Raw genomic sequence first — 24,739 nt, forward strand, 5'->3', positions numbered from 1 at the left:
GATGGGCAAAGTACATCGAATCGTTCTGCTGACACTGGGCTGGGAAGAGCTGCCGAAGGCGGTGTCGGTCTACGGCACTCCACCCGAAGAGCGGCTGCGTGAACCGGTGCCGGGGGTGCTGCTGCAGACCGACGGTGGCTGGGTGCTGCTGGACACCGGGTTCAACACCGCGCTGATCCGGGATCCCGCGCTGTACCGGCGGTTCTACCCCACGGTGGAATACATCCCGGTGCTGCCCGGACCAGGAGAGCCGATCGAGCAGTCGCTGCACGACATCGGTGTCGACATCGACGATATCCACACGGTCGCGGTCAGCCACCTGCACCACGACCACGCAGGCGGGCTGAAGTTGTTCGCGGGGAAGGTACCGGTTCACGCGCAGCGACGCGAGCTCGAATACGGGCTGTCGAACCATCCCGAACCCGAACACCACGCGATCGCCAGGATCGACTTCGACGACCCCCGCATCGAGTGGCGGCTGGCCGACGGCGAAGCGGAGATCGCCCCGGGAATCACCGCGGTGCCGACGTACGGGCACACGCCCGGGCACCAGAGTTTCGTGGTGGAACTCGACGAATCGGTCGGTGGCGACGGCTTCGTTTTCGCGTTCGACGCCGCCGACCTCACGGAGAACATCGAGCACGAGTTGGCCATCGGCGGCTTCATCGGGGTGGAACCTGAGGAGACCATCGAGCCGATCCGCAAACTGAAGAAGCTGGCCAAAGAGAAGGGCTACCAACTGATTCCAGGGCACGATCCACACGTGTGGCCGGAGCTGACTCGTCACTTTCACGACAGATTCGCGTAGTGGATCTGGTCATCCGCGCCGAGAAGGCGGTGATCGACGGCCAGATCCGGACAGCCACCGTCGCCGTATCCGACGGCATGATCCGCTCGGTCGATGTGGATTCTCCGGGCGCGGAGGATGTGGTCCTCGACGGCTCGACGGTGCTGATGCCGGGATTCGTCGACACCCACGTGCACATCAACGATCCCGGCACCGAGTGGGAGGGCTTCGCAACGGCAACCGCGGCAGCGGCGGCGGCGGGCATCACCACATTGGTCGACATGCCTTTGGACAGCTACCCGGTGACCACCAACGTGGCCGCTCTGCAGCTCAAACAGCAAGCGGCGCAGGGCAACTGCGCGGTCGATGTCGGGTTCTGGGGCGGCGTGATCCCTGGCAATCTCGATGAGCTCGCCGACCTCGCCAACGTGGGCGTGCGCGGCTTCAAGTGCTTTCTGAGCGACTCGGGCAACCCGAGCTTCCCACCCATGGACGGCGATGAGTTCCGTCGCGCCGCCTTGCGGATCGCCGAAATGGATGCGGTGCTGCTGGTGCACGCGGAAAGCGATCACGTGATCGCGGACAGTCCCGCGCCATCCGGCCGAAGCTACGCGTCGTTTCTGCGTTCACGGCCCGACGCATGCGAGGAGGATGCCGTCGCCCTCGTCGTCAACACAGCCAGGGAGACCGGCGCACGGATGCACATTGTGCATGTCTCCAGCGGCCGGGTATTGCCGATGCTGGCCGAGGCCAAGCGTTCCGGTGTACGCGTCACCGCCGAAACATGCCCGCACTACCTGACGTTTGCCGCCGAGGACATCCCCGACGGTGCAACGCAGTTCGCGGCATGCCCGCCGATACGCAGCGACGACAACCGCGGACTGCTGTGGGATGGGCTGGCCGACGGCACGCTGGACATGATCGTCTCGGATCACTCGCCGTGTGCGCCGCCGTTGAAGGCAGGCGGTGACTTCGGCAGTGCGTTCGGCGGCATCAGTTCGCTCGAGGTTGGGCCACGCGCCGTGTGGACGCAGGCCGCCGCGCGTGGTTTCGAGCTCGCGCAACTGTGTGCCTGGATGGCGGAACGCCCTGCCGCGCTTGCCGGTTTCGCCGATCGCGGACGGATCGCGGTCGGTCAACGTGCGGATCTGTGCGCATTCGAGCCCGACGTCGAGCAGACGGTGCACGCGGCCGCGCTTCGGCACCGCCACGCCGTCACACCCTACGAGGGTGCCGTACTGCGCGGCTCTGTCGCGCAGACCTGGCTGGCAGGCAGGCAGATCTACGAACGAGTGAGCCAGCCGGCATGAAAATTCTTGTCCTCAACCCGAATACCTCGGCAACGATGACCGCAGAGATCGCCGCGGCGGCGGCGTCGGCAGCCGGCGCCGGCACCGAAATCGTCGCGCTCAACCCGCGCTTCGGCGCTGCGGCCATCGACTCCGCCGCCGAAAGCTACCTGTCCGCCGTTGGGGTGATGGATCTGGTGGCGACGATGCTAACCGCAGGCGAATTCGAGTATGACGCGGTGGTGCTTGCTGGTTTCGGTGAACACGGCAAGGACGCACTGCAGGAGATGCTGACCGTGCCCGTGCTGGACATCGCAGAAGCTGCCGCACATGTCGCACATCTGATCGGCAGGCGCTTCTCGGTGGTGACCACACTGGGTCGGTCGATACCACCGATCGAGGACAGGCTGGCACTCGCGGGCCTCGATGGCCACTGCGCGTCGGTGCGGGCCTGCGGGCTCAGTACGGCGGAGGTGGACGCCGATCCCGCGGGCGCGATCCAGGCGATCGTCGAGGAAGCGGCGAAGGCGGTCGCCGAGGACGGCGCCGACGTGATCTGCCTCGGCTGCGCCGGAATGGCCGGTGCCACCGCGGCGGTCACGGCCAAGCTCGGCGTGCCCGCCGTCGACGGGGTGGCTGCCGCGGTCGGCTTGGCGCAGGCGCTGGTCGGTTTGCGGCTGAGCACCAGCAAGGCCGGTGCGTATGCGGCGGGCCCAGACAACCCACGCAGTCACTGGCCGCTGTCGACGTCATTGGGCCTGTGACGCATGAGTGTGGATCTGGCTTCGCGTTCCGTCGGCGGCAGTGTGGTGGCCGCCAGCGACGAATCGTTCGGCTTCAAGGAGTATTTGATCGAACCGAGCGAACCGGCCTTCGTGCCGGGCACTTATGACTTGCGCGGTGAGGTGGTCGACGGCTGGGAGACCCGGCGACACACCGGAAGCGACTGGGCAATCGTGCGGCTCGGGGTCGGTGGCAGGCTGCACGCGATCGACGTCGACACGCGCTTCTTCACAGGCAACCACCCGACCGGTTGCCGCATCGACGCATGCGTGCTCGACCCGGTCGCAGACCCCACCGCCGCAACCGTGCCGTGGACGACGGTCGTCGAGTCCGCCGCTCTGAAGTCCGACTCCCACAACGTCTTTGCCGTCGACGATCCCCGCCGCTACACGCACGTCCGGCTGCATCTTGAATCAGACGGGGGAGTCGCGCGCCTGCGGGTGTACGGCGAGGTCATTGCCGACCCCGTGCTGTGGGCGGGCGTCACCGTCGAGGTGTCGGGCGTCGAGCAGGGCGGTCGCGTCGAATGGTCGTCTGACGATTTCTATTCCAATGCATCGGCGCTGATTGCACCGGACCGGCCACGCACCATGGGCGACGGCTGGGAGACCCGCCGCCGCCGTGACATCGGTCCAGACACCCACGACGCGGCCGTCATCTCGTTCGCGGTGCCCGCCGATCTGGCGCGACTCGAGATCGACACGAGCCGTTTCGTGTTCAACGCCTCGCGAGAAGTGGCGGTGCTGGGCAGCCATCGGGTTGATGCGCCGTTCGACGTCGACGTGCTGTCCCGCACCCGTCTCGCGGCCGACGCCCGGCAGGTGTTCGTGGTGAACGCCGACGACATCGCCGCGCTGCGGGTGCAGGCGTATCCGGACGGCGGTCTTGCCAGGGTCCGGGCGTTCGGCACAGCCACCGTCGACGGAATGGCCCAGCTGCAAACCAGATGGGAGGCATCGGCATGACCGTGCTGATGGCCGAATGCACCGGCTTGTGGCGACGCACTCTGCTGATCACGGCCGACGGCGCGCGCGATACCGGCACCGAAGTCGTTTGGTTGCAAGGCATCACCGGCTACGTCGACACCCGCGGTTTCGCAGGCCGACTCGGCCAGGCCGACGACGTGTTCGAATGGCAACGCCTCATCGACGTCGAGCCGCCTGGGCCGTTCCCCGATGCGGGGCGAATGCATTGGGAGGCAGGTGTATTGATCGAAGTCGGCGTGCACGAGGACTACGTCGAACACTGGGTCCGCCAGGACGGTCCGGCAGAGCCGTGCTGGGCACTGTTCGCGACGGAGGCGATCCTGCTGCGCGCGGGCGCGCGGTTCGGCTGGGCGGATCGGCGTGGTGTGGTCGTCGGCACAATCGGCGACTCACAGTGGACGGCGCTCGATCCGCAGTTCGACGGAAGTGATCTGACGGCCAACGGTGTCCGGTGGTGCATTGAGGATAGCGAAGGAGAAGTGGATCTATGAGTGGCGCAACGTCATTCACGTCCGTGCCGATTGTCGACATCAGCGGACTGAGCTCGCCTGAGCAGGGTGAGCGCGAGCGGGTGGCCAGGGAGATCGGCAAGGCGGCGGCCGAAGTCGGATTCCTCTACATCAGCGGCGCCGGCGTCGACGACGCGGTGTTCGAGCGCATGCTCGCAGCGACAAAGCAGTTCTTCGCATTGCCGCTCGAGGAGAAGATGCGGCACTACATCGGGCTGTCGAAATGTCATCGCGGTTATGTGCCCGCCGGCGAAGAGGGCCTCGCGACCGGAATGCCGGAGATGAAAGAGGCATTCGACACCGCGCTGGATCTGCCGGCCGACGACCCCGACTATCTCGCGGGCAACCCGATGCTCGGCCCCAACACCTGGCCGGACCTGCCGGGGTTCGCCGACGCGGTCACCGCGTACTACCAAGCCGTGCTCGATGTCGGGCACCGATTGTTGTGGGCATTCGCGGTGGCGCTCGGTGAGGACCCCGACACGTTCGCCAAGCACGCGACCAAGACGCCGAGCCAACTGCGGCTGATTCACTACCCGTACAACCCCGAGGCCGTGGACGGCGAGGGGATCGGCGCGCACACCGACTACGAATGCTTCACGCTGCTCAAGCCCACCGCGCCGGGCCTGGAGGTGCTCAATGGCGCCGGCGAGTGGATCGACGTGCCACCGGTGCCCGGCACGTTCGTCGTGAACATCGGCGACATGCTCGAATTGTGGACCAACGGTGCGTACGTGGCGACCAGCCACCGCGTCCGCAAGGTGGCCGAGGAGCGCTACTCGTTCCCGCTGTTCTTCAACGTCGACTACCACACCGAAGTGAAACCGTTGCCCCAGTTCGCTTCTCGTGACGGCAAGGCCCGGCCCACCCTGCGCGCCGGTGAGCACCTGTTCGCGCAGACCGCGCAGACGTTCGCTTATCTGCGCAACCGCGTCGAGGCGGGCGAACTGGTGTTGCCCGACGGCTCGCTGACAGTCGGCCAGTTTGGTCAGGAAGCGCTGCAGAAACGGGCCTAGCGTTCGGTAGGTTCGCCATGTGCCTGAGCTGACGAACCGCCAGATTCTGCTGCGCCGCCGCCCGTCCGGTCTGGTACAGCCCGACGACACCGAGTTGGTCGCCACACCCGCACCCGAGCCTGGCGACGGCGAGGCGCTGCTGCGCACCACGTACGTCGGGATCGACGCGGCCGCGCGTACCTGGCTCGACGGGCAGCCGGGCTACCTGCCCGCGCTGCAACTCGGCGACGTGATCCGCGCGGCAGGCATCGGCGAGGTGGTGGCGTCACGCTGCGACGCGTTCGCCGTCGGCGACGTCGTCACCACCCTGACCGGTTTCCAGGAATACGCGATCATCCGCGACGACGTCTTCGCCACCCCTATCCCCGGCGAGACCGACCAACTCGCGATCATGTCTGTCTATGGCCCGACGGGCGCCACGGCCTACTTCGGCATGACCGACATCGGCAGGCCCCAGCCGGGGGAGACCGTGGTGGTGTCGGCGGCCGCGGGGGCCACGGGGTCGGTGGCCGGGCAGATCGCCAAGGTCGCAGGCGCCCGGGTGGTTGGCATCGCTGGCGGACCGCACAAGTGCAAGGCAGTTGTCGAGGACTTCGGGTTCGACGCGTGCATCGACTACAAGGCTGGCGATGTCGCGGCCGCGCTCAAGGAGCACTGCCCTAAAGGCGTCAACGTGTATTTCGACAACGTCGGCGGGCCGATCCTCGACGCAGTGCTTGGCCGGCTGGCGCCCAAGGCGCGGGTCGTGCTGTGCGGCGTCATCTCGAGCTATCTGACCGGAGAACACCCCGGTCCGGCCAACTACGTCAACCTGCTGTCGAGGACCGCGACCATGCAGGGGTTCAACGCGCTCGACGAGTGGGGCCGCTTCGACGAGGCGTTCGCCGCGCTGCGCCAGTGGGAGGCCGACGGCAAGCTCGTGCACCGCCAGACCATCTTCGACGGCATCGAGTCGTGTGTGGACGCGTTGAACGGGTTGTTCACCGGCGCCAACATCGGCAAGACACTGGTCAAGATCAGCGAACCGACGCCTGCCTGATGCCGAAGCTGAGCGCGGGATTGCTGCTGTACCGAATCACCGACGATCAGGTCGAGGTGCTGATCGGCCATCCGGGCGGGCCGTTCTGGGCACGCAAAGACGAAGGGGCATGGTCGATTCCGAAGGGGGAGTACGTCGAAGGCGAGGATCCATGGACCGTCGCGCAACGGGAGTTCGAGGAGGAACTCGGCAAGACCCCGCCCGACGGTGAGCGCATCGAGTTCGCACCGCTGAAGCAGCCGAGCGGCAAGGTGATCACCGCGTTCGCGGTGCGCGGCGACCTCGACCTCGACGGCACCTTCAGCAACACGTTCGAACTCGAGTGGCCGAAGGGGTCGGGCAACCTCCGCGAATTCCCCGAAATCGACCGTGTCGGTTGGTTTTCCATTGCCGAGGCCCACGTGAAGTTGTTGAAGGGTCAGCGGCCGCTGCTCGACCGCCTCACGGCTGCCCTCGAAGGCGGCGCACCGGGCGCGTCTCGATAGCGTTGATGGTCAGCGCGCGGCCGTGGATGCGCCACCCCGCGCGCGTGCGCAGATACTCGTCGTCGTAGCGCAGATGCCAGACCAGGTCGGTGATCTGCTCCCCGCTGACTGACCAATGGTGAGCGATGCACGTGATCCGCCCCAGCGCGTAGTCGCTGTCGTCATCCCTCGCGGCATAGACCTCGCCAACGATGGCATGCTCCGTTCGGTTCACCGCCGCAAGTGCGGCCATCGCTGCGCGCACACCGTCGCGCCCGTGCTGACGGCGCACCGGCTCGAGCGATCGGGGTGGGTCGGGCAGCCGTAGTTCCGCGGTGTCGGTGAACAGTTCGACGACATCGTCGAAGCGCCGGTCGTCGACGGCCGACGCGTACAGGTGCACGAGATCGGCCAGTGCAAGGCGGTCGGAAGCGTTGAGGCTCAAGGGATCAGCCCCAGCCGCTGCGCGCATGCCGTGTGCCCGACCACGACGATCGACTCGAAACCGCACACTTCGACGTGCCGGGCGAAGGCGAACATCCATTCCGGATCGGCGGTGACGCCCGCTGCGACTGGCGCTATCACGGCGAACTTCACGGCACCGGCCAATGACATGGGCGAATAGTACAGAGGCGGCTGGAGATCCAGCGTCGGATGCGACCGGTGAACGAGGTGTCTGGTAGTGGTTGCCCGGCGCGATGGGTGGGTATACGTCAGCTTCATGGCGGGGATCACAGACGTGCTCGGTTGGGCCAAGCAGCAGGTCGCGTCGCGGGTGCCGAGGGCCGACCTGGATCAACGCGACCCGGATTACATTCGCGAGCAGCTACCGGGCCTCTGGCTGCTGGCATCGCTGTATTTCCGCGCCGACGTGCGCGGTCTTGACCGCATTCCACGCGAGGGACCGGTGTTGCTGGTCGGCAATCACAGCGGAGGCAACCTTCCGCCCGATACGTTCGTCTTCACGCTGGCGTTCTGTTCGTACTTCGGTGTCGAGAGGCCCTTCTACCAACTCGCACACAATCTGGTCGTATCGATGCCAGGCCTCGGTTCGCTGCGCAAGTTCGGCACCGTGGCCGCCAATCATGAAAACGCCATGCTGGCATTGGAATCCGGCGCTGCGTTGCTGGTGTACCCGGGCGGTGACTACGAGGTCTTCCGGCCGTCGTGGGAGCGGCACGAGGTCGACTTCGGTGGTCGCAAGGGCTATGTGCGGTTGGCCCGCGACGCCGGCGTCCCGATCGTGCCGATCGCCAGCGTCGGCGGGCAGGAAGCGGCCCTTTTTCTCGACCGAGGGCAGTGGCTGGCCAGGCTGCTGATGGTCGACAAGCTCGCGCGCCTGAAAAGCGTCCCCATTCTGTTGGCGCCGCCGTGGGGACTGGTCGTCAGTGACATGGTGCCGCGACTGCCCCTGCCGACGAAGATCGCGATAGAGGTGCAGGAGCCGATTGAGGTCGATGGTGACGACGACGTCGTCCACAAGCAGGTGATGGAGAGTCTGCAGGCCGGCGTCGACCGGTTGGCGGCCGAACGTCGATTCCCGGTGATCGGCTGATGCGCGTCCAACGGCACTGCGTCATCGACGCCGACCGCGACACCGTGTGGAAGGCGGTCAGCGACCCGGACTGCTATCCGGAGTTCATGGCCAGCCTCGAGCGCTGGGAGCACGTCACCGAAGGTGCGGCCGACAAGGGCGCGCGGTACACCGTGCACTGGAAGATCGGCTCGGTCCCGATTGGCGGCGTGGTCGAAGTCTCGGAGTTCGACCCCGCCCATGACCTGGCGTGGATCGGGGTCTCAGGTGTCTCGCTGCGCGGCCGGTTCCGGATTCGCGACACCGGCGACGGTCGCACCAAGGTCGTGTTCCGGCTGGCCTACGAATCGGCAGGCAACCTGCTCGGCATCATCGCCGACCGCGTGGCCGCGCGTCAGGTCGGGCGCAACATGAGCCAGACGCTGAGAAACCTGAAACAGCTGGTCGAGTCTTAGCCCGGAGGAGTGCCAGCGCCCGGTGCGCCTTGGATCGGCACCACCGGGGTCGGGGTCACTGTGGTGACGCCGTTGGAGCCGACGGTCGGCCCACCGGACGGGCCCATGGCTGCGAGCTCATCGGCGGCCTTCTGGCTGCAGTCGAGCATCAAGAGCATGCGGCCGCCCGCGGTCACCTTCTGCTGATCCACCAGGCACTGTGCCTGCGGGAGCACGCTGCCGAACGAGCCGCCGAAGTACGCCTTCACGCCCTGGCTCTTCAGGACCTGCAATGCCTTGTTGTAGGGCTCACCGACCACGTTGAGCGAGCTACCGTCGGGTTGCCCCGGCTGTGAGAGGGCCACCCCGGCGCCGATCAGAGCGACCGAGCCTGCGGCCACGAGGCCACCGCTGAGCGCAACGAGCTTCTTCACGTGATCTCTCCCTAAGTCGGTGCGGTGCGAACATATCGCAGCCGTGACAATTGTGAAACCGGTGACGGACCGCGCAGCGTTACACCGGCGGGTGCACGATGTGGTTCATCACCCCGGCGAGCGCCGCCGCCCGGGTATCGGTGAAAACGTCTTCCAGCTGCAGTTTCCGGCCGTTGGGCCCCCGCAGCGGCACCCGCCAATTCGGATATTCGTCGGTGGTGCCCGGCTGGTTCTGGGTGCGCAGATCGCCGACCGCGTCGGCAAGCGACAGGGCCAACAGCTTGGACGGGGTGCGGCCCAGATACCGGTGCAGCGCGAGCACTACGTCATCGACGCTGGGGTTGACGCCCGGGTCGTCGCCGAGCAGTCCAACCCGGCGCAATTCGGCCAGCCAGGCCGCCTGTTGAGCCTGGTCAGCGGCGAGTTCCTCGGAGGCGGGCCGGGTCAGCAGCCCGAGCTCTTCGCGTAGCCGCACATGCTCGCCCGCCAGATACCCCGGTGTCGGCGGCAGGTCGTGCGTCGTCACCGCCGACAAACAGAACTCGCGCCACTTCTCGGCGGGCAGCGGTCCGCCCGCTCCGTCGCGCTCAGCCTCGAACCACAGGATCGACGTGCCGAACAGCCCGCGTTCGCGCAGATAATCGCGGACCCAGGGTTCGACCGTGCCGAGATCCTCGCCGACGACGACCGCGCCGGCCCTGTGCGCCTCGAGCGCGACGACGCCGATCATCGCCTCGTGGTCGTAGCGGACGTAGGTGCCCTCGGTCGGCGGTGCACCCTTGGGGATCCACCACAGCCGGAACAGCCCGATGATGTGGTCGATGCGAACGCCGCCCGCATGCCGCAGCACGGCGTTGACGAGCGCGCGGAACGGCCCGTACGCGTGGTTCACCAATTGGTCGGGACGCCATGGCGGCTGCGACCAGTCCTGGCCGAGCTGATTGAACTCATCGGGCGGCGCACCAGCCGTTACGCCGAGCGCGAGCACATCCTGAAGCGCCCATGCGTCGGCGCCATTGGGGTCCACGCCGACCGCGAGGTCGTGCATGATGCCGAGTTCCATCCCGGTCTGGACGGCGGTGGCCTGCGCGGCGGTCAGCTGGTCGTCGAGCTGCCACTGCAGCCAGCGGTGGAAGTCGACGCTCGTGGCGTACTTGGCGGCGAACTCGGCGACCGAGGGGCTCGAAGGATGCTGTAGCTCCTCTGGCCATTGGTGCCAGTCGTTGCCGTAGTGCTCTGCGAGCGCACACCAGGTGGCGAAGTCGTCGAGGCTGCGGCCCTCGCGCGTGCGATAGGCGGCGTACGCGAGTTCGCGCCCGGCCGAGCGTTCGACCTTGTACACGGTTTGCAGCGCCGCGCGTTTGGCCTTCCATGCGGCGTCGCGATCGATCAGCTTGGCCTTCTTGGCCAGCGACTGCACCTCGATGCGGGCCTTGCGGATGCTGCCGCGCTGCCGGACATAGGCGAACTCGTCGATGGCCTCGACACGCAGATACAGCGGGTTGATGAACCGGCGCGACGTCGGTAGGTACGGCGAGGGCTCCATCGGCGGGGTAGGAGCAGCCGCGTGCAGCGGATTGACGAGAACAAAGCCCGCGCCGTGCTGCGACGCCGACCACACGGCAAGGTCGGTTAGATCGGTCAAATCGCCTATGCCCCAAGATCTTTGCGAGCGCACGCTGTAGAGCTGAGTGGCCAGTCCCCACGCGCGGCTCTGGCCGAGCTTTGCGGGCAGTTCCAGCGTCGCGGGGGAGACGATGACCAGGGTGCTGATATCGGCCCCACCGACCTGCAAGTGCAGCTGGTGATAGCCGAGCGGCAGATCGGCAGGCAGTTCGAAGGTGGCCTCGCCGACCATTCGGTCGCCGAGATCGTAAGGCGCCCTGTTGTTTTCGAGCTGTCGAAGACCGGTCCGCACACTGCCGTCCTCGAGTCGCAGCCACAGGCCGACGGAGTCGCCGTGCGTGACGTGCACCCAGAACGACGACGCCGTCCCCGAGCGGGCGATGATGGTCGGCGGCAGCGCGCGCTGCCAGTATTCGCGGTCGTGGGCAGCCAGTGCGGCGGTGCGCTCGTCCTCGGTGGCCGCGGGCACGCCGAGGGCGTCGAGCACCGCGATCAGCGTGGAATCGGCGACCACCGTGTGCCTGCCGGTCCAGTTCTCGTATTCGGTCGCCACGCCGTAGCGGCGCGCCAATTCGACGAGCGAGGCAGGCAGCTCAGTCATGCCGCCATCCTGCCCGCTACTCATCGACATCGCGCATCAACAGGTCGTCCCACGTGTCACGTCGCACCACGAGCCGGGCATACCCATTGCGGGCGAAGACAACCGGGACCCGGCGCGCGCCGTTGTACTGATTGGACATCGTGTAGCAGTAGGCACCCGTGACAGGCACCGCCAGCAGGTCGCCGATCGCGGGCCGCTGCAGCGGGACGCCGTCGACGAGCTGATCGCCGGATTCGCAGTGCCTGCCGACCACGCTGACCATCTCGCCACCGCCGACCCGGTTCACGATCGCGGCCTCGAATCGCTGCCCCGTAAGCGACACTTCCAGGTTGTCGCCCATACCCCCGTCCACCGCCACATGGGTCACCACACCGCGCTTGATCGTGGTGATCCGGTAGACCGTGCATGCGCTGTTGGCGACCATGCTGCGGCCCGGCTCGACGATGATGCGTGCGCCCGCCGGTAGCAGCGCCTTGGCCTGCGTCACCATCGCGTCGGCGTAGTCGTCGAGGCCGGGCGGATGTTCGTCGTAGGTGTAGCGCACCCCGAGGCCGCCGCCGAGGTCGTAAACGTCGAACGTGCCGAGCTTCGCGATCGGTTCGACCGCCTGCGCAAGCTGTTCGACGTTGAGCAGTTGCGATCCGACGTGGGTGTGCACGCCGTCCAGTCGCAGCTTGGCGCTGCGCTCGATGCGGCCGATCGCGTCGCGGGCGTCGTCGGGCAGCAGGCCGAACTTCGAGCCGGCGTGCCCGGTCGCCTGCGAAGCGTGGGTGGCGGCCTCGACGCCGGGAATGACACGGACGAGGCACGGCTGTTGATGCCCGGTTGGCACGATGCGCTCGAGCCTGTCGATGTCATCGAAGTTGTCGACCACAACAAGGCCCACACCGTGTTTGACTGCGAGCTCGAGTTCTTCGTCGCTCTTGGCGTTACCGTGCAGCACCAACCTGCCCGGATCGGCGCCCGCCTTGAGCGCCGTCAGTATCTCGCCTCCGCCTGCGACGTCGAGATGTAATCCCTCTTCCACCATCACCCGCTGAACAGCGGTGCACGGGAACGACTTTGACGCAAACGCCACGTCACAGCGCGGCCAACGGTCGCGGAACGCGGCCAGATAATTGCGCGCCCGCTGCCGCAGCGCATCTTCTGAGACGACGATGGCCGGCGTGCCGAACTGTTCGGCCAGCTCGTCGAGACGACATCCCCCGACCATCAGCGTGCCGTCACTGTCCAGCGCGCTGCCCGGCGGGAACAGGCCGAGCAGTTCGTCGGTGGTCGCGTCGCCATGGACGGTCGGCTTTAGAGACACAGCTCAGCGTGCCACCGCTTGGACGAGCGCGCACTGGCTTCACGCGGGACGGCCTGCTACCGTCTGTCTGTAATGATCCCTACAGATGAACGACGCACCAAAAAGCAGCAGCAGGGCGCGCAGTCCCGCGAGCTGATCCTCGATGCCACCGAACGGTTGATGGCCACCCGTGGATACGCCGCAACCTCGATCAGCGACATCCGCAAGGCGTGCGGGCTGCCGCCCAGCTCGATCTACTGGCATTTCGGGTCGAAGGAGGGCGTGCTCGCGGCGGTGATGGAACGCGGCGCCGACCGGTATTTCGCCGCGATCCCCACCGAGGCCGAAATCGAACGGCAGCTGGCCGCGGTGATAGCGCTGCAGGAGCAGCATCCCGAGTTCCTGCGACTGTTCCTTCTGTTATCCCTCGAGCGCAGCCACGAGCCGGCGGTCGCCGAGGTGCTGCGCCGCGTCCGTGATCAGGCGATCACCCGGTTCCGCGACGCCATCGCGCAGCTGCTGCCCGACGACGTGGCACCCGCGAAGCGCCGGCGCGTGCTCACAGAACTGGCCGCAATCGCAACCGCCCTCTCCGACGGCATCTTCCTGGCCGAGCATCTCGAACCCGATGTGACTGACGTCGGCCGCATGTACCTGCGCCTGCACCAAACGGTGACGGCCTTGATTCCGATTCTGTTGGAGGAAAAATGAATACCAGAACGGCCGTCATCACCGGTGCCAGCGCCGGCCTGGGCCTCGAGTGTGCCCGCGCTCTGCTCGCCGCCGACCCGTCGTGGCACATCGTGCTGGCGGTGCGTGACGTGGGGCGGGGATCCGACGCCGTGGCACAGCTCGGACTGCCGGATTGCTGCACCGTGTTGGAGGTCGATCTGGCCTCGTTGAGCTCGGTGCGCTCTTTCGTCGACACAGTGCGCACCGCCCCGCTTCCACCGCTGCAGGCCATCGTCTGCAACGCCGGTGTGCAGGTGGTTTCCGGCACCGAGAAGACGGCCGAGGGTGTGGAGATGACGTTCGGGGTGAACCACCTCGGCCACTTCGCTCTGGTGCGGGGACTTCTCGAAAGCCTGGCCCGGCCTGCCCGCGTCGTGGTCGTCAGCAGTGGCACACACGACCCGGCGAAGTTCACCGGTATGCCCTCGCCTGACTACACCAACGCCACCGATCTCGCGGATCCGGCCGACATCACCGATGCAGCCGATGGCCGCCGCCGCTACACCACCTCCAAGCTGTGCAACCTGCTGTTCACCTACGAACTGGACCGCAGACTCGGCCACGGCGCCCAGGGCGTCACCGTCACCGCGTTCGACCCCGGCTTGATGCCCGGCTCGGGCCTCGCTCGCGATTACTCCGCGGCCGGCCGCTGGGCATGGCGCTACCTGTTTCCGGCACTGCGAGTTCTTCCCGGCGTCAACAGCACGCGGACGTCTGGCCGCCACTTGGCCGCGCTTGTGCACGATGAGCGATTCGATACCGTCACAGGCGCCTACTTCGCAGGCGGCAGGCAGGTTCCGTCGTCCAAGGATTCCCACGACCGCGCCAAGGCGCTCGACCTCTGGGAGACCAGCGAACGGCTGCTGGCACTCGCAACGAAGTAGCAGAAGGCATTTCGGTAGTGTCGGCTCAGTGACGCAGGAGCGGCGGGCGCGGGTCGCAGTCGCTGCACTGTTCCTGACCAACGGGGCGCTGTTCGCCAACTTGCTGCCACGCTATCCCGAGATCAAGACCGACCTGCACCTGTCCAACGCGGTTTACGGGGCGGCGATCGCCGCGTTCTCGGGCGGCGCGTTGGTCGCAGGCCTGGCCGCTGCAACGCTGATCCGCCGGTTCCACTCGTCGCGGGTCGCGGTGGTCGGAACCGTCGGCATCGCAACGTTCGTCGTGGTCGCCGGGCTGGCCACCTCGCCGCTCGTGCTCGCCGCCGCGTTGTTCGTCGCAGGCGCCTCGGACGCGATCACCGATGTCGCCCAGAACGCGCACGGCCTTCGCGTGCAACGCATCTACGGCCGTTCGATCATCAACTCGTTTCACGCCGTGTGGGCGGTGGGCGCGATCCTCGGCGGTCTGATGGGAGCAGGCGCGATCGCGATACACCTGCCGAGGACCACGCATCTGCTGATCGCCGGTGTCGTGTTCAGCGCGGTGGTCGTGATCGCGTACCCGTATCTACTCCGCGGCGCCGACCACGACGACCATCCCGCGGCGCACACGTCCGGCGGAGATCGGGTGGGCTTCGCGGTGTATGCGACTCTCGTCGCCCTCGTGGTGATCGCGATCGCGGGAGCAACCGTCGAGGATGCCGGAAGTTCTTGGGCGACATTGTATTTGCGCGACACTTTGGGCGCGCCGGGAGCGATCGCGGTGTTCGGCTATATCGCTTTGGTCGGGCTCATGTTCGTCGGAAGGACGATCGGCGACCGATTGGTGGACCGCTTCGGTGAACGCGCGGTGGTGCGGGCAGGCGGCTTCGTTTCTGCCGCGGGGATGGGTGCCGCACTGGCGTTTCCGAGCGTGCCGGGCACGATTGCGGGCTTCGCGGCCGCAGGGCTTGGTGTCGCCACGCTGATACCGGCCGCCATGCACGGCGCAGATCAGTTGCCCGGCATGCGCCCTGGCACGGGGTTGACGGTGGTGACGTGGCTGATGCGGGTCGGCTTCTTCGGTGCGCCGTTGCTGGTCGGTGTCGTCGCCGACGCGACGAGCCTGCGCGTCGGTCTGCTCAGCGTTCCGATCGCCGGTGTCACGGTGATGGCGCTGTCCGGTGCGCTCAGCGGACGGCGCCTGCCATCTCGATCGTGAGGACCCCGGCGATGATGAACCCGATCCCGAGCAGCATCATCGGAGTCAGAGGTTCCTTGAACAGGTAGCGGGCGATGACGGCAACCAGCGCGACGCCGCATGCGGTCCATACGCCGTAGGCGATGCCGACTGGCATGCCAAGCGCGAGCGAAAGCCACAGCAGATAGAAGCAGGCGAGGTAACCCGCGATGACGGGCGCCATCCATGCCTTCTTGCGGAACCCGTCGGAGGCGCGCAGCGACAGCGTCGCGAAGACCTCGACGATGATCGCGGCGGCCAGCGCCAGCCACATCACAACTTGTCCGCGGCTCGCTGCGACCCGAGCTCGACGAGCAGCACGCCAGCGATGATCAGCCCGATGCCAAGCACGACAGGCCAGGTGAACGGATCTCCGTAGATCGCGGCGGCCAGCACCGCCGTCGCCGCCGTGCCGCAGGCCCCCCAGATCCCGTAGGCCACCCCCACTGGCATGCCGATCCGCAGCACCATCGTCAGCAGGATGAACGAACCGACATAGCCGACGGCCACGACGAGGAGCCACGCGGACTGATCTTGTGACGCTCTCAACGACAGCGTTGCTGCCACCTCGACCGCGATCGCCGCGATGAGCAGCACCCATTTCCGCACGTAACGAACGTAACCGAGGCCGGTGACTCGGCGACACGTGAGGAGAATCTCCCGGTTAACCGCAATACCCCTGGGTAGCCTCGAAAGATGAGCACTGTTGTGAAAACCGCCTACGGACCCGTCCGTGGCGTCGACGACGGTGCCGTGACGTCGTGGAAAGGGGTTCGCTATGCGGCCCCGCCGACGGGCGAACTCCGGTGGCGGGCACCGCAGCCACCCGAACCGTGGACCGACGTCGCCGACGGCAGCGCACTGGGACCGGTGTGCCCGCAGCCCGTCGATCCGCGGATTCCGATCGACCTCGGCGCTCCGCAGGGCGATGACTGCCTGACACTCAACATCTGGGCGTCGTCCGATGTCACAGACGGCGCCCGAAGGCCGGTGATGGTGTGGATTCACGGCGGTGCCTATGTGCTCGGGTCGGCCAACCAGCCGCTGTACGACGGGCGGGTGCTCGCCAAGAACGGTGACGTGATCGTGGTCACCGTGAACTACCGCCTCGGCGCGTTCGGTTTCCTGGATCTGTCGTCGTTCAGCACACCGGGCCGCCGCTTCGACAGCAATCTTGGGCTGCGCGACGTGCTGCACGCCCTGCACTGGGTGCGCGACAACATCGCCGCCTTCGGTGGCGATCCGGACCGTGTCACGGTGTTCGGCGAGTCTGCTGGGGCAGGCATCATCACCACTCTGCTGACGAGCCCGGCCGCAGAGGGGTTGTTCGCGGGCGCGATCGCCCAGAGCTCGCCTGCCACCTCGCTGTACGACGTGAGCCGCGGTCGCCGGGTAGCCAAGCAGTTCCTCGCCGCACTTGGCTTGGGGGACAACGACATTGACCGCTTGACCGAGACGCCCGACGCAGCGCTCATCGAGGCGTCACGCACGGTGTTCAACGAAGTCCCTCTGCAGACGCCCGGCACGTTGGCCTTTGCCCCGATCGTCGACGGCGATCTGGTGCCCGACCATCCGGTGAAACTGGCGCGCGAGGGGCGGTCGCACCCCGTCCCGCTGATCATCGGTACGAACAAGCATGAGGCGGCGCTGTTCCGCTGGATGAAGTCGCCGCTGATGCCGATCACCCCCGAGGCGATCAACGCGATGTTCAGTCAGATCGCCGCCGAGCAACCGCATCTGAGGTTGCCGACCGACGACCAGATCAACACCGCCTACCCGGGGCTGAAGGGTAAGGCCCGCGGGATGGGCGTGGCCCGCGACGTCGGATTCCGGATGCCGTCGGTATGGCTGGCCGAGGGGCATAGCGCCGTCGCGCCGGTGTATCTGTACCGATTCGACTGGGCGACACCGATGTTGCGTCTGCTGCGGCTGCACGGTGCGCACGCCACCGAACTTCCGTTCGTGTGGGGCAACCTGGTCGCCGGCCCCAAGGACCCCACGTTCCGGCTCGGCGGCATGAAGACCGGCAAGGTGGTTTCGGCGCGGATCCAGGAGCGCTGGCGCAATTTCGCTACGCACGGCAAGCCCCTCGGCTGTGACGGTGAGCCCGAATGGCTGCCGTATCAGGAAGCCGATCGGGCCTGCCTGGTGATCGACCGCGAAGATTCGCTGGTCAACGACGTCGACCTGCACATCCGGTCGACCTGGGGCAGTGAGGTGCTCAGCTTCCGGTAGCGAGGGGTTGGCTAGACTCGTCGCGGAGGTGTCGTCGTGGACCTGGCAAAGGCATTTTCGGATGTGCTGCCGCCGCTCATGCACGACCCCGTCATGTACGCGGTCCCGTTCTTCATCCTGTTTCTGCTCATCGAGTGGACAGCGGCGCGCAAGCTCGCACACATCGAGGCCGAGCGGCCGCCGGCGGGCGCATATCAGCGCGCCGACGCATGGGCCAGCATCTCGATGGGGCTGGTGTCGGTGGGGACCAGCGGGGTGCTGAACTTCGTCGCGCTACTGGGGTATGCGGCGCTCTATGCCTACGTCGCGCCGTGGCATCTGCCGGCGAACCAGTGGTACACGTGGGTGATCGCGATCGTCGGCGTCGACTTCCTCTATTACTGGTATCACCGGATGGCCCATCGGGTGCGCATCTTCTGGGCCACCCATCAGGCACACCACTCGAGCCAATACTTCAACCTGGCCACGGCATTGCGGCAGAAATGGAATATCAGCGGCGACGTGTTTCTGCGAGCGCTGTTGCCGCTCTTCGGCGTTCCCCCGTGGCTGGTGTTCCTGTCCTTCTCGATCAACTTGGTCTACCAGTTCTGGATTCACACCGAGCGCATCGACAAGCTTTGGCGGCCAATCGAATTCATCTTCAACACGCCGTCACACCACCGCGTCCACCATGGCATGGATCAGCAGTACCTGGACCGCAACTACGGCGGCATCTTCATTCTGTTCGACCGGGCATTCGGCTCGTTTCAGGCGGAGACCACGCGGCCGCACTACGGCCTCACCAAACAGGTGGACACGTTCAACATCTGGAAGCTCGAGACCTTCGAATACGTGGCGATCGCCCGCGACGTGCGCCACGCGAGGCGGTGGCGCGACCGGATGGGCTACATCTTCGGGCCACCGGGCTGGGAGCCCGCCGCGCGCAGGGATGCGACCGCATCGGCGGGGGTGCGCACCTAGCGTAGTGTCGCCGATGTGCAGACGGTGTTTGATGCCCACGTCGATCCCGCGCTGATCGAACGTTCCCTTGCGGCAAGCACCTTCGGTTCGATGTGGCTCGACATCCCGCGTCCCGAATACCCCAAGGCCAGCGGTTCGGTCATCTGTGATCTGCTGGTGGTCGGCGGCGGCTATACCGGCCTGTGGACCGCGTTGCACGCCGCCCAGCGAAATCCGCAGCAGCGCATCGTCCTGATCGAGGCAAACCGTATCGGCTGGGCCGCATCGGGTCGCAACGGCGGATTCGTCGACGCCAGCCTGACCCACGGTTTCGAGAACGGAAAGACGCGCTGGCCCAAAGAGATTCACGCCCTCGAGGCGATGGGTAAAGAAAACCTCGACGGGATGCAGGCCGATATCGAATCGCTCGGACTCGATGCGGAATGGCAGCGCACGGGCATGCTGACGGTGGCAACCGAACCGCATCAGGTCGACTGGCTGGCCGAGTCCGCCGCAGGAGAAGGGCAATTGCTCGGGCTGCGTGAGATCCGCGACGAGGTGCATTCGCCGACCTACCTCGCGGGCCTTTACCACCCCGACACCTGTGCGATCGTGCATCCGGCCAAGCTCGCGTTCGAACTGGCGCGTGCCTGCCAGGAGGCCGGCGTGCAGATCTACGAGCACACCAATGCGCAACACCTCGACTCCGCGGGCATCGCGCTGCACGTGCAGGCCGGCGATGCCGCCATCACCTGCCGCACCGCCGTGCTCGCGACGAACGTGTTTCCCAGCCTGCTGCGTCGCAACCGGCTCTACACCGTGCCCGTTTACGACTACGTACTGGCCACCGAACCGCTCAGCGATGCCCAGCTCGACCGAATCGGCTGGCGGCGCAGGCAGGGAATCGGGGACTGCGCCAACCAATTTCACTATTACCGGCTGACCATGGACAACCGGATCGTGTGGGGCGGCTACGACGCGGTCTACCACTTCGGCCGCAAGGTAGACCACCGCTACGAAGATCGGGCCGCCACCTACCAGCGGCTGGCCGCACACTTCTTTCTCACTTTCCCTGCGCTCGACGATGTCCGGTTCACCCACCGGTGGGCCGGCGCGATCGACACCAACACCAGGTTCTGCGCGCACTGGGGACTGGCCCGTGACGACAGGGTGGCCTACGTCAACGGGTTCACCGGCCTCGGCGTGGCGGCGACGCGGTTCGCCGCCGACGTCTGCCTCGATCTGCTCGACGGCAAGCCAACGGCGCGCACCGAATTGGAGATGGTGCGCAAGCGGCCCCTGCCGTTTCCGCCGGAGCCGCTGGCCAGCATGGGTATCCAGGCGACGCGGTGGTCGCTGGACCGGGCCGACCACGCCGCCGGAAGGCGCAACGTCCTGCTCCGCACACTTGATGCACTCGGCCTCGGCTTCGATTCTTGAGTCGTATTGCCCACGGGGACAGCCGAGATCACAGATCTCGGTTGTGTAACGTCGCAGCGCCGAAGCGCGATGACCAATTGCGTGTGCCGTTATCGCAGCTCAGCGGTACGCTTGACAGCCTTGGCACTTCAAGATCGGAGACGACAGTGCGCCGACCAGGCTTGCGAAGGCTCGCGGCGCTGGCGCCGATCTTCGCGCTCACGTTGGCCATCGCACCGGCACAGGCAACGCCAGGCGTGCTCGTCTTCCCCGGAATGGAAATTCGCCAAGGCACGAACGTGTGCACGCTGGGATACGTCGACCCGCAGATGCGGATCGCGTTCACCGCGGGGCACTGCCGGGGCGGCGGGCAGGTGACGGACAGAGACGGCAACGTGATTGGCAGTCTCTCGTTGTTCCGCGACAACACGCCCAACGGCGCCACGGTCGACACCAACCACCAGATCGCCGACTGGGAGGCGATCAGCCTCGCACCCGATGTCGCAATCAACAACATCCTGCCGGGCGGACGCGCCCTGATCGCCGATCCCGGCATTGCGCCCGTCGCCGGCCTGCCGGTGTGCCATTTCGGTGTCGTCACGGGGGAGAGCTGCGGAACCATCCAGGCCGTGAACAACGGCTGGTTCACCATGGCCAACGGCGTCGTGAGCCAGAAGGGTGACTCCGGCGGGCCGGTCTACAACCTCACCCCCGACGGCAGAGCCGCGATCGTCGGCATGTTCAACAGCACCTGGGGCCAGTACCCGGCGGCGGTGTCCTGGCAGGCCGCCAGCCAGCAGGCCCGCGAAGACGTGATCTCCGCCGCCGCCGGTAGCGTCGACGCCCCGCCGCCCGCCCCCTAACGGAGCAGCTCGAACACCGGGATAGCCGGTGCGGCGGCACGCATTTCGTCGACCGTCGACTGCGGGGTCAACCCACCCACGTGACCCTTCACCTCCCAGTACCACCGATCGAGGTAGCGCTTCAACAGCTGGGGCTTGTCGTCGTCGGCCACCTCGGCGATGCGCACGTCCCGGCTGCGCCAGCGCGGGCCCATCTCGACGACGCCGGCCGCGCGGGCATTGCGCGCCCATTGCGTGTTGCCTCGCGGCGACACGACATAGTCACGTCCATCGACGGTGAGCAGGTTGATCACCACCCCGCGGCGCTTGCCCGTCTTGCGGCCGCGCACCCGCAGTGCACGCGTCCCGGCGATGCTGAGGCCCGCCTCTGCCAGCCATCGGATCAGCTCGTTGCCTGTGCGGGCGGCGAGGTTGGGTTCGTCATAGCGGACGGTCATCGCGATTCCTTCCAACAAGTCGAGAGCGGTGCTCTCTAATCAGGGTGGCACGCGTGCGTCGGGAAATCAAGAGCACTGATCTCGCTTTGTGTCACACTGGCCGCATGGGCAAGCGGCAGGAGTCGCGGGAGAAGATCGAGGCGCAGATCATCGAGCTCGGCAGGCGGCATCTGGTCACCGAGGGGGCGGCCGGGCTGTCGCTGCGGGCGATCGCGCGCGATCTGGGCATGGTGTCGTCCGCGGTGTACCGGTATGTGGCCAGCCGTGACGACCTGCTGACTCTGCTGTTGGTCGACGCGTACTCCGAACTTGCCGACGCGGTCGATGATGCGGCGACCGCCGTCGACGGGACATGGCGCGATCGACTACTGGCGATGACGCACGCCGCCCGCGCATGGGCTGTCGATCAGCCCGCCCGCTGGGCGTTGTTGTACGGCAGCCCGGTGCCCGGTTACCACGCGCCGAGCGCACGCACTGTCGGCCCTGGCACTCGTGTCGTCGGTGCACTGTTCGGCGCGGTCGCTGAAGGCATCGCGGCCGGCGAGATTTCACCGTCGAATGTTGCTGTGGCTCAACCGTTGTCGTCGGACTTCGACAGGATTCGGGACGAGTTCGAGTTTTCCGGCGACGATTCCGCGGTCGCGAAGTGTTTTCTGCTGTGGGCCGCCCTGGTGGGCGCGATCAGCCTGGAGGTGTTCGGCCAGTACGGCGCCGACACACTGACCGAACCCGGCGCAGTGTTCGACACCCAGGCCCGGCTACTGATCGAGGCGCTGACTATCCTGAACTGACGAGGCCAGGAGATGAACCGCGAAGAGCTCTTCGCTTCGATCGTGGCCGCACGCCCCGATCGTGGGGACACCGTGTACCTGGAGCGCCGTGGCGATTCGTATACCTGGCGCGTACTTCCGCTTGACACCGCGGTGACCTCGGCGCCGTCGGACAACCCGGACGTCTGGATGTGCTTCTCTGCGCACTGGCCCGACGATCCGTCGCGGACGCGACCGTTTTTCGACGATCTGTTGACCGAACTCGAGTCGATGGCCGACCGCACCGACCGGTGTCGATGGCCGCTCGACGATCCCTGGCCGCACTCACACTGAGAGCACCCGTGGTTATCCGCATCGATCCGGGGCAGCGTGCAACCTTCAAACGCTGCCGCAGGCAATGGGATTTCGCATCGCGGCGCGGGCTCGAACCACTCGACAGCGCGAAACCCGTATTGGCCGCCGCGCTCAAGGACGCCCTTGCCGTCTATTACTACCCGGGCACCTGGGACTGGCAGCACGATCTGAAGCAGTCGCTGGTCCACAAGGCCGTCTCGCGGTCGCTCACCGAGGCGGCGGCGGATGAGCTCACCGCGTCTGCGGTGGCGGTGCTGGACTGCTATGACGCGTGGGCGCGCACAATAGACGACTTCGCCCCGGTCAAGATCGATCACGATGTCACCGGCATGATCGCCGATCCGGCAGAGCCCGCGCGAGGGTTGTTGGCGCCCAACGGATCCGGCGTGGTCTACACCTGCAGGGTGGACCTGCTCGCGGTGAATCACGCCGACGAGTACTGGGTGGTGCGACACCAGATCGTCGACGACTGGCAGGACCGGGACGCGCTGACTCGCGACGAGGAGGCGCTCGCGGCGTGCTGGGCGTGGCAGCAGGACTACGTCGGCATGTCGATCGCAGGCACCATCCACAACGAGGTGCGCATCGGCGATCCGCTCGAGTTGCCCGCACCGGCGGCCGCCCGCCGCGAGCCCGTCGCACAGCACGAGGGCAGCGGAGGCGGCCGGTCGATCCCGCAGCACCAGCGCGAGTCGACGCGGGCATCACGTGACCAGGTCACGACCCGGGTCGAACAACACACGGCAGGGCCGGTACGCCGGACCCTGATCCGCCGCAGCCAGGAGGAGATCGCGTCGGTCGGCACGCAGCTCGCCGCTGAAGCGCTGGACATGATCCGCGATCCCGCCGTCTACCCGAACCCCGGAACACATTGTGCGGTATGCGAATTCGCAGCCCCATGCGTTGCGATGTTCGAAGGCGCCGACCCCGAGCCGGTCTTGACCGCGGGGTTTCGTCGACGGTCGGCTGTTGAGCCAAGGCCGCGGCTCGGCCAAGCCACGTGGGGCTTCGGGCGGGGCGCAGCACCGCCGGGGTGGGACAAGAAGTAATAGACTTGACTTATATAAGTACATACTTCTATTTTGGAGACGTGCACGCGTTCGATGTCCTCGGCGATCCGGTGCGCCGTCGCATCCTCGAACTCCTTGCCGGCGGCGAGATGTCCGCGGGCGCAATCGGAGCGACCGTTCAGAGCGAGTTCGCGATCACTCAGCCCGCGGTTTCTCAGCATCTGAAGGTGCTGCGCGACAACGGCTTCGCCTCGGTGCGGCCCGATGGCCAGCGACGCCTGTACGCAGTGGACGGCACCGCGCTGCGCGACGTGGACGAGTGGCTCGACGGGTTCCGCCGGTTCTGGAGCCCGCATCTTGACGCATTGGCCACCGAGATCGCCAGGGGCAAACGGCAACGACGAAGGAAGGCAACATGACCGAGATCGACGTCGAGCATCAGATCAACACGGTTGCGCGCAACCTCGGCACCCGCAAGATCGACATCGGGGACGCGCACGTCGTCACCGTCAGTCAGGCCTACGACACCGACCCGGCCGACCTCTGGGATGCGGTCACCAACATGGAGCGGATTCCGCGGTGGTTCCTGCCGATCTCCGGTGAGCTGCGACTCGGCGGTTCCTATCAGCTGGAAGGCCAAGCGGGTGGGACCATCCTGACGTGCGATCCGCCCAAGAACTTCAGCGCGACGTGGGAGTTCGGTGGCAACGTCAGCTGGATCGACGTGAGCATCGAGAGCGACGGCCCCGACAGAGCGCGACTGGTGCTCGAGCACATCATGCCCGTGGCCGACGACGAGATCTGGCGGCAATTCGGCCCTGGCGCCGTGGGGATGGGCTGGGATTCCATGCTGCTGGGACTGGCTCTGCATCTGTCGACCGGCGAAGCCGTCGACCCGTCGTTCGGGCAGCAGTGGGTGGGTACCGCGGACGGTCGTCGCTTCATGACGCTTTCCGGCGAGGCGTGGCACGCGGTGAACGTCGCCTTCGGAACGGATCCGACAGCCGCGCGGACGATGACGGACCGCTGCGTGGCCGCCTACCTCGGCGAAGAACAAAACTAGAACACGTTCTAGCCACGGCCGCGA

At 66.7% G+C, this 24,739-nt stretch carries 29 protein-coding genes and 1 pseudogene; 22 read left to right on the forward strand and 8 right to left on the reverse strand.

Annotated elements, in window-relative coordinates:
* The first annotated feature begins 1 nt into the window (after position 1).
* Genes GGC64_RS11215 through GGC64_RS11250 form a run of 8 tightly spaced genes read left to right on the forward strand, consistent with a single transcriptional unit; the run spans position 2 to position 6,894 of the window.
* Positions 2 to 808 carry an N-acyl homoserine lactonase family protein gene (locus GGC64_RS11215; protein WP_192722598.1) on the forward strand — a complete coding sequence of 269 codons (807 nt, stop codon included), beginning with the start codon at positions 2 to 4 and terminating at the stop codon, positions 806 to 808.
* Positions 808 to 2,097, forward strand: a complete 1,290-nt coding sequence (gene allB / locus GGC64_RS11220; RefSeq protein WP_192722599.1) for an allantoinase AllB — start codon at positions 808 to 810, stop codon at positions 2,095 to 2,097. Before GGC64_RS11215 ends, allB begins: the two co-directional genes overlap by 1 nt.
* Complete coding sequence (locus GGC64_RS11225) at positions 2,094 to 2,840, forward strand: aspartate/glutamate racemase family protein (RefSeq protein WP_192722600.1); 747 nt, start codon at positions 2,094 to 2,096, stop codon at positions 2,838 to 2,840. The genes allB and GGC64_RS11225 overlap by 4 nt, the downstream gene beginning before the upstream one ends.
* 3 nt (positions 2,841 to 2,843) lie before the next feature.
* Positions 2,844 to 3,824 (forward strand): allantoicase, encoded by a 981-nt coding sequence (locus tag GGC64_RS11230; protein ID WP_192722601.1) that lies wholly within the window; start codon positions 2,844 to 2,846, stop codon positions 3,822 to 3,824.
* Positions 3,821 to 4,336, forward strand: coding sequence for a hypothetical protein (locus GGC64_RS11235; RefSeq protein WP_192722602.1), 516 nt, complete (start codon positions 3,821 to 3,823; stop codon positions 4,334 to 4,336). Before GGC64_RS11230 ends, GGC64_RS11235 begins: the two co-directional genes overlap by 4 nt.
* Positions 4,333 to 5,370: an isopenicillin N synthase family oxygenase gene (locus tag GGC64_RS11240; RefSeq protein ID WP_192722603.1), complete on the forward strand. Its 1,038-nt coding sequence runs from the start codon at positions 4,333 to 4,335 to the stop codon at positions 5,368 to 5,370. The genes GGC64_RS11235 and GGC64_RS11240 overlap by 4 nt, the downstream gene beginning before the upstream one ends.
* Positions 5,371 to 5,389: 19 nt before the next feature.
* The gene (locus GGC64_RS11245) at positions 5,390 to 6,409 is read left to right on the forward strand and encodes an NADP-dependent oxidoreductase (RefSeq protein WP_192722604.1); all 1,020 of its coding nucleotides are present in this window, start codon (positions 5,390 to 5,392) and stop codon (positions 6,407 to 6,409) included.
* Positions 6,409 to 6,894 (forward strand): NUDIX domain-containing protein, encoded by a 486-nt coding sequence (locus GGC64_RS11250; protein ID WP_192722605.1) that lies wholly within the window; start codon positions 6,409 to 6,411, stop codon positions 6,892 to 6,894. The genes GGC64_RS11245 and GGC64_RS11250 overlap by 1 nt, the downstream gene beginning before the upstream one ends.
* Here the strand turns inward: GGC64_RS11250 and GGC64_RS11255 are convergent.
* Positions 6,851 to 7,318, reverse strand: a complete 468-nt coding sequence (locus GGC64_RS11255) for a nuclear transport factor 2 family protein (RefSeq protein WP_192722606.1) — start codon at positions 7,316 to 7,318, stop codon at positions 6,851 to 6,853. The genes GGC64_RS11250 and GGC64_RS11255 overlap by 44 nt on opposite strands.
* A gap of 14 nt (positions 7,319 to 7,332) precedes the next feature.
* Positions 7,333 to 7,470 (reverse strand): annotated as a pseudogene (locus tag GGC64_RS11260) (LLM class F420-dependent oxidoreductase); the annotation flags it as partial.
* A 124-nt stretch (positions 7,471 to 7,594) separates the two neighbouring features.
* On the opposite strand from GGC64_RS11260, the gene GGC64_RS11265 reads away from it, so the two are divergent.
* Both GGC64_RS11265 and GGC64_RS11270 read left to right on the forward strand, forming a co-directional pair.
* On the forward strand, positions 7,595 to 8,428 hold the full coding sequence (locus tag GGC64_RS11265; protein WP_192722607.1) for a lysophospholipid acyltransferase family protein: 834 nt from the start codon (positions 7,595 to 7,597) through the stop codon (positions 8,426 to 8,428).
* Entirely contained in the window at positions 8,428 to 8,862 is a 435-nt protein-coding gene (locus GGC64_RS11270) for an SRPBCC family protein (RefSeq protein WP_192722608.1), read from the forward strand. The genes GGC64_RS11265 and GGC64_RS11270 overlap by 1 nt, the downstream gene beginning before the upstream one ends.
* On the opposite strand, the gene GGC64_RS11275 is transcribed toward GGC64_RS11270, so the two are convergent.
* The 3 genes from GGC64_RS11275 to lysA all read right to left on the reverse strand — a co-directional run bounded on the left by GGC64_RS11275 (position 8,859) and on the right by lysA (position 12,811).
* Positions 8,859 to 9,275 (reverse strand): hypothetical protein, encoded by a 417-nt coding sequence (locus tag GGC64_RS11275; protein WP_192722609.1) that lies wholly within the window; start codon positions 9,273 to 9,275, stop codon positions 8,859 to 8,861. The genes GGC64_RS11270 and GGC64_RS11275 overlap by 4 nt on opposite strands.
* A gap of 79 nt (positions 9,276 to 9,354) precedes the next feature.
* Positions 9,355 to 11,502 (reverse strand): 4-alpha-glucanotransferase, encoded by a 2,148-nt coding sequence (gene malQ / locus GGC64_RS11280; RefSeq protein ID WP_192722610.1) that lies wholly within the window; start codon positions 11,500 to 11,502, stop codon positions 9,355 to 9,357.
* Positions 11,503 to 11,518: 16 nt separating this feature from the next.
* Complete coding sequence (gene lysA / locus GGC64_RS11285) at positions 11,519 to 12,811, reverse strand: diaminopimelate decarboxylase (RefSeq protein ID WP_192722611.1); 1,293 nt, start codon at positions 12,809 to 12,811, stop codon at positions 11,519 to 11,521.
* A gap of 72 nt (positions 12,812 to 12,883) precedes the next feature.
* On the opposite strand from lysA, the gene GGC64_RS11290 reads away from it, so the two are divergent.
* The 3 genes from GGC64_RS11290 to GGC64_RS11300 are packed head-to-tail and all read left to right on the forward strand — an operon-like array spanning position 12,884 to position 15,607.
* Complete coding sequence (locus GGC64_RS11290; protein WP_192722612.1) at positions 12,884 to 13,501, forward strand: TetR/AcrR family transcriptional regulator; 618 nt, start codon at positions 12,884 to 12,886, stop codon at positions 13,499 to 13,501.
* On the forward strand, positions 13,498 to 14,406 hold the full coding sequence (locus tag GGC64_RS11295) for an SDR family NAD(P)-dependent oxidoreductase (protein WP_192722613.1): 909 nt from the start codon (positions 13,498 to 13,500) through the stop codon (positions 14,404 to 14,406). The genes GGC64_RS11290 and GGC64_RS11295 overlap by 4 nt, the downstream gene beginning before the upstream one ends.
* Before the next feature lie 28 nt (positions 14,407 to 14,434).
* Positions 14,435 to 15,607 carry an MFS transporter gene (locus tag GGC64_RS11300; protein WP_192722614.1) on the forward strand — a complete coding sequence of 391 codons (1,173 nt, stop codon included), beginning with the start codon at positions 14,435 to 14,437 and terminating at the stop codon, positions 15,605 to 15,607.
* Here the strand turns inward: GGC64_RS11300 and GGC64_RS11305 are convergent.
* Both GGC64_RS11305 and GGC64_RS11310 read right to left on the reverse strand, forming a co-directional pair.
* Positions 15,576 to 15,899: a multidrug efflux SMR transporter gene (locus GGC64_RS11305; RefSeq protein WP_192722615.1), complete on the reverse strand. Its 324-nt coding sequence runs from the start codon at positions 15,897 to 15,899 to the stop codon at positions 15,576 to 15,578. The genes GGC64_RS11300 and GGC64_RS11305 overlap by 32 nt on opposite strands.
* Positions 15,899 to 16,234, reverse strand: coding sequence for an SMR family transporter (locus GGC64_RS11310; protein ID WP_192722616.1), 336 nt, complete (start codon positions 16,232 to 16,234; stop codon positions 15,899 to 15,901). Before GGC64_RS11310 ends, GGC64_RS11305 begins: the two co-directional genes overlap by 1 nt.
* Positions 16,235 to 16,321: 87 nt before the next feature.
* On the opposite strand from GGC64_RS11310, the gene GGC64_RS11315 reads away from it, so the two are divergent.
* The 4 genes from GGC64_RS11315 to GGC64_RS11330 all read left to right on the forward strand — a co-directional run bounded on the left by GGC64_RS11315 (position 16,322) and on the right by GGC64_RS11330 (position 21,081).
* A complete protein-coding gene (locus GGC64_RS11315; protein ID WP_192722617.1) occupies positions 16,322 to 17,860 on the forward strand; it encodes a carboxylesterase/lipase family protein in 1,539 nt (512 codons plus the stop codon).
* A gap of 36 nt (positions 17,861 to 17,896) precedes the next feature.
* A complete protein-coding gene (locus tag GGC64_RS11320) occupies positions 17,897 to 18,820 on the forward strand; it encodes a sterol desaturase family protein (protein ID WP_192722618.1) in 924 nt (307 codons plus the stop codon).
* Positions 18,821 to 18,835: 15 nt separating this feature from the next.
* Positions 18,836 to 20,239, forward strand: coding sequence for an FAD-dependent oxidoreductase (locus GGC64_RS11325; RefSeq protein ID WP_192722619.1), 1,404 nt, complete (start codon positions 18,836 to 18,838; stop codon positions 20,237 to 20,239).
* A 146-nt stretch (positions 20,240 to 20,385) separates the two neighbouring features.
* A complete protein-coding gene (locus GGC64_RS11330) occupies positions 20,386 to 21,081 on the forward strand; it encodes a hypothetical protein (RefSeq protein ID WP_192722620.1) in 696 nt (231 codons plus the stop codon).
* Here GGC64_RS11330 and GGC64_RS11335 read toward each other — a convergent pair.
* The gene (locus tag GGC64_RS11335; RefSeq protein ID WP_192722621.1) at positions 21,078 to 21,518 is read right to left on the reverse strand and encodes a nitroreductase/quinone reductase family protein; all 441 of its coding nucleotides are present in this window, start codon (positions 21,516 to 21,518) and stop codon (positions 21,078 to 21,080) included. The genes GGC64_RS11330 and GGC64_RS11335 overlap by 4 nt on opposite strands.
* A gap of 104 nt (positions 21,519 to 21,622) precedes the next feature.
* Here GGC64_RS11335 and GGC64_RS11340 point away from each other — a divergent pair, with 104 nt between their 5' ends.
* Genes GGC64_RS11340 through GGC64_RS11360 form a run of 5 tightly spaced genes read left to right on the forward strand, consistent with a single transcriptional unit; the run spans position 21,623 to position 24,715 of the window.
* Positions 21,623 to 22,309 carry a TetR/AcrR family transcriptional regulator gene (locus GGC64_RS11340; protein ID WP_192722622.1) on the forward strand — a complete coding sequence of 229 codons (687 nt, stop codon included), beginning with the start codon at positions 21,623 to 21,625 and terminating at the stop codon, positions 22,307 to 22,309.
* 12 nt (positions 22,310 to 22,321) lie between these two features.
* Positions 22,322 to 22,621, forward strand: a complete 300-nt coding sequence (locus tag GGC64_RS11345; protein ID WP_192722623.1) for a hypothetical protein — start codon at positions 22,322 to 22,324, stop codon at positions 22,619 to 22,621.
* An 8-nt stretch (positions 22,622 to 22,629) separates the two neighbouring features.
* The gene (locus tag GGC64_RS11350; RefSeq protein WP_192722624.1) at positions 22,630 to 23,691 is read left to right on the forward strand and encodes a hypothetical protein; all 1,062 of its coding nucleotides are present in this window, start codon (positions 22,630 to 22,632) and stop codon (positions 23,689 to 23,691) included.
* A gap of 41 nt (positions 23,692 to 23,732) precedes the next feature.
* Positions 23,733 to 24,071 carry a metalloregulator ArsR/SmtB family transcription factor gene (locus GGC64_RS11355; protein WP_192722625.1) on the forward strand — a complete coding sequence of 113 codons (339 nt, stop codon included), beginning with the start codon at positions 23,733 to 23,735 and terminating at the stop codon, positions 24,069 to 24,071.
* Entirely contained in the window at positions 24,068 to 24,715 is a 648-nt protein-coding gene (locus tag GGC64_RS11360; RefSeq protein ID WP_192722626.1) for an SRPBCC family protein, read from the forward strand. The genes GGC64_RS11355 and GGC64_RS11360 overlap by 4 nt, the downstream gene beginning before the upstream one ends.
* The last annotated feature ends 24 nt before the right edge of the window (positions 24,716 to 24,739 follow it).

Origin of the sequence: Mycobacterium sp. OAS707 (assembly GCF_014873705.1) — a bacterium.
Taxonomy (GTDB): Bacteria; Actinomycetota; Actinomycetes; order Mycobacteriales; family Mycobacteriaceae; genus Mycobacterium.